Consider the following 3,552-nt stretch of genomic DNA (forward strand, 5'->3'; position numbering starts at 1 on the left):
CGCATCCGGCGAGTCGATGCCCGGGATGGTGATGGACGACCTGCCGTTGCCGCAAACGCCGTGGGCGGTCGGCAACGTGCCCGTCCCGCATTCGCCATCGGCACCGACGCCGGCACCGCTGCCGCTGGCCCGCGCGATCACGATCGTCGCGGGCCTCGGCGTGACGAGCGACTACACGCTCGCGCTGCCGTCCGGCGCGGACGGCGTGTTCACCGCGTCGTACTTCCCGGACGACCCGAAGGCCGAGCGGACGATCTACATCGACCAGTACAGCGGCGCCGTGCTGAAGGAAATCCGCTATGACGACTATGGCGCGGTATCGCGCGCCGTGTCGTATGGCACGTCGCTGCACATGGGCCGCTACTTCGGGCTGGCGAACCAGATCCTCTGCGCGGTGCTGTCGCTCGGGCTCGCCGCGATGGCCGTCACGGGCACCGTGATGTGGTGGAAGCGCCGCCCGGCGGCCAAGCTCGGTGCGCCGTCGCGCGAGCGCGGCAGGCCGCCGATGCGCGGCTGGATCGCGGGGCTCTTGCTGCTCGGCGTCGTCTTCCCGCTGATGGGCGCGACGATCGTCGCGGTCTGGTTGCTCGACCGTCTGCTGTTCGGCCGTGCGGCACGCGCGGCAGCGTGATCGCGAAGCGATTCCACCGATTCGAAGGATAACGAAACATGAAGTTCAGATTGATGCTGCCCGCCGCGTTTCTCGCGGCCTTCGCGCCGGCCGGGCAAGCCCAGGAAAACGACGCCAGACAAACCGGCACCACGCTTGCCCCGATTCGCGTCAACGCGCAGAAGGCGACGCCGCTCACGCAGCCGCTCGACACCGGTAGCCGCCTCGGCCTGTCGTCGCTCGAAACGCCCGCGAGCGTCGAGCAGATCGACCGCAAGACGCTCGACACGCGCGGCGACAGTTCGATCGTCGACGCGGTGAGCCGCGCCGCCGGCATCAGCGCATCGCCGCATCCCGGCAACGGCGGCTCGGAGCTCGGCGCGCGCGGCTTCGTCGGCGCGTCGTCGGTCACGCAGCTCTATGACGGCGTGCGCCCGTACGGCGCGATCGGCATCACCTTTCCGTTCGACACGTGGTCGGTCGACCACATCGACGTGCTGCGCGGCCCGGCTTCGGTGATCTACGGCGAAGGCGCGATCGGCGGGGTCGTCAACATCGTGCCGAAGAAGCCGACGCGCGGCGCGATCCAGAACGAGCTGCAGGTGGGCGGCGGCACCGAGGGCACGGCGCGGGTCGCGTTCGGCAGCGGCGGCGCAATCAACGACAAGCTGTCGTACCGCTTCGACATCAGCGGCAACCGCTCGTCGAACTGGGTCGACCGCGGCAATTCGCGCAACCTGTCGATCTCCGGCGCGCTGCGCTACGACGTGACGTCCGACCTGTACGTGACGGCATCGTACGCGCAGGGCTTCCAGCATCCGATGCAGTATTTCGGCGTGCCGCTCATCAACGGTGCGCGCGATCGCGCGCTCGACAAGAAGAACTACAACGTCGGCGACAGCGACATCGCGTTCCGCGACAGCTGGGCGACGGTGTCGGCGAACTGGCAGCCGAGCGACAGCCTGAACGTGACGAGCACGCTGTACCGGATGAAGAGCAACCGTCACTGGAAGGATGCCGAGTACTACACATACCTGCCGTCGACCTCGCAAGTGCGGCGCAGCAGCTTCACGGAGATCTTCCACGACCAGGAGCAGTACGGCAACGTGACGGCGGCCACCGTGACCAGCGCGCTGCTCGGGATGCGCAACACGTTCTCGACGGGCTTCGAGTTCAATCACACGACGTTCCAGCACGACAACAACTCGCCGTATTCGGGCACGTCGACGGTCGATCCGTTCAACTTCGATCCGGGCAGCTTCATCAACACGGCCGGCACCTTTCCGAAGTACCGCAGCCAGGCGAACCAGTACGCGCTGTTCGCCGAGAACCGGCTGGAGCTCACGCCGCGCTGGTCGGTGATCGGCGGGCTGCGCTACGACCACGCGAGCGTGAACCGCGACGATCTCGTGAACGGCGGCGCGCTCACGAAAGTCTTCGCGAACACGGGCTGGCGCATCGGCACCGTGTACGACGTGCAGCCCGGCCTCGCCGTGTACGGCCAGTATTCGGTCGCGGCCGATCCGATCAGCTCGCTGCTGTCGCTGAATGCGTCGAAGGCGAACTTCACGCTCGCGACCGGCCGGCAGATCGAGATCGGCGTGAAGCAGTCGTTCCTCGGCGGCAAGGCGGAATGGACGCTGGCCGCGTACCGGATCGTCAAGAGCAATCTCCTGACGGCCGATCCGCTGAACCCGAACCAGTCGATCCAGGTCGGCCAGCAGTCGTCGCGCGGGCTCGAGGCAACGGTCGGCGCGGAGATCGCGAAGGACTGGCGCGTCGACGCGAACGTGTCGATCCTGCGCGCGAAATACGACGACTTCCAGCAGACGTCCGGCGGCACGACGGTCTCGCGCGCGGGCAACGTGCCGATATCGGTGCCGCAGCGGCTCGCGAACCTGTGGGTGAGTTGGCGCTTCGCGCCGGACTGGACGGGCATCGCCGGCGTCAAGTACGTCGGCAAGCGCTTCGCCGACACCGCGAACCAGCTCGTGATGCCGTCGTACACCACCGTCGACCTCGGCCTCGCGTGGAAGCCGCGCAAGGACACGACGATCACCGCGCGCGCCTACAACGTGTTCAACCGGCGCTTCGTGCAGTCCGCGTACTACAACGAGACGCAGTACCTGCTCGGCAACGACCGGCGGCTCGAAGTGGTAGCGAACTACCGGTTCTGACACCGGGCGATGTGACGCGGCACGATGCGGTGCCGCGCCCGCGCTGTCGATCCGTCACGACGGACGATGCGGGCGGGCCGGGCCGGATCGCGCCGCGCACACGTTCAATCGAAAAGAGAGGATTCCGGATGGTTTCGATGGCGTGGCACTACACGGTCATGTTGCACTTCGAATCGATCATCATGAGCGAAGTCATCATGCCGAACACACTCGACATGGCGCCCGAAGCAAGACCCGTCGCCTGGTTCTCGCGCAATCCCCACTGGGAGAAGATGGCCAACAGGCGGGCGATCGATCCCGTGACCGGCGATCGCGTGACACTGACGATGTGGCAGACGCGCCAGGCCGGCGGCGGGCTGGTGCGCTTCGGGATCGATGCGACGAAGCTGCTTCACGACCGGGCGCTCTGGCAGCGCGCGCGCGTCGATGACGCGGCGCGCGACGCGCTCGTCACGGAGGGGGTGCGGCAGGGTGCCGACCCGCTCGAGTGGTGCGGATCGATCAAGCCGGTGCCGGTCGAGCGGCTCGTCATCGAGTCGCTCGACGATACGTACCGGTGGCGCACCTTCAAATGGTAGGGGGACGCCGTGCAGCCGACGCGCTGCACGCCTGTCGCGACGGCCGGCCCTGCCGGAACCCGGCGCGCATACGATGGCCGGGCCGTTGTCCGGGCAGGAGATCGCGACCCTCGCCGCGCCCTTCAGTCTCCGGCGCGCGAATGAAACCTGAGCGGTTGTTCGTCCGACGGCGCGGGCGCGCCGCCGG

The 3,552-nt window shown here is 67.8% G+C and carries 3 protein-coding genes; all 3 read left to right on the forward strand.

What is annotated here, in order from left to right; genetic code table 11:
* The coding region (locus JYJ84_RS31620) for a PepSY domain-containing protein (protein WP_205189934.1) at positions 1-631 on the forward strand (631 nt) is incomplete at its 5' end.
* 38 nt (positions 632-669) lie between these two features.
* Positions 670-2,787: a TonB-dependent siderophore receptor gene (locus JYJ84_RS31625; RefSeq protein WP_175219177.1), complete on the forward strand. Its 2,118-nt coding sequence runs from the start codon at positions 670-672 to the stop codon at positions 2,785-2,787.
* 128 nt (positions 2,788-2,915) lie between these two features.
* On the forward strand, positions 2,916-3,365 hold the full coding sequence (locus JYJ84_RS31630) for a hypothetical protein (protein WP_175219175.1): 450 nt from the start codon (positions 2,916-2,918) through the stop codon (positions 3,363-3,365).
* The last annotated feature ends 187 nt before the right edge of the window (positions 3,366-3,552 follow it).

This window comes from Burkholderia sp. LMG 13014, assembly GCF_905232215.1.
In the GTDB taxonomy this organism is placed as follows: Bacteria; Pseudomonadota; Gammaproteobacteria; order Burkholderiales; family Burkholderiaceae; genus Burkholderia.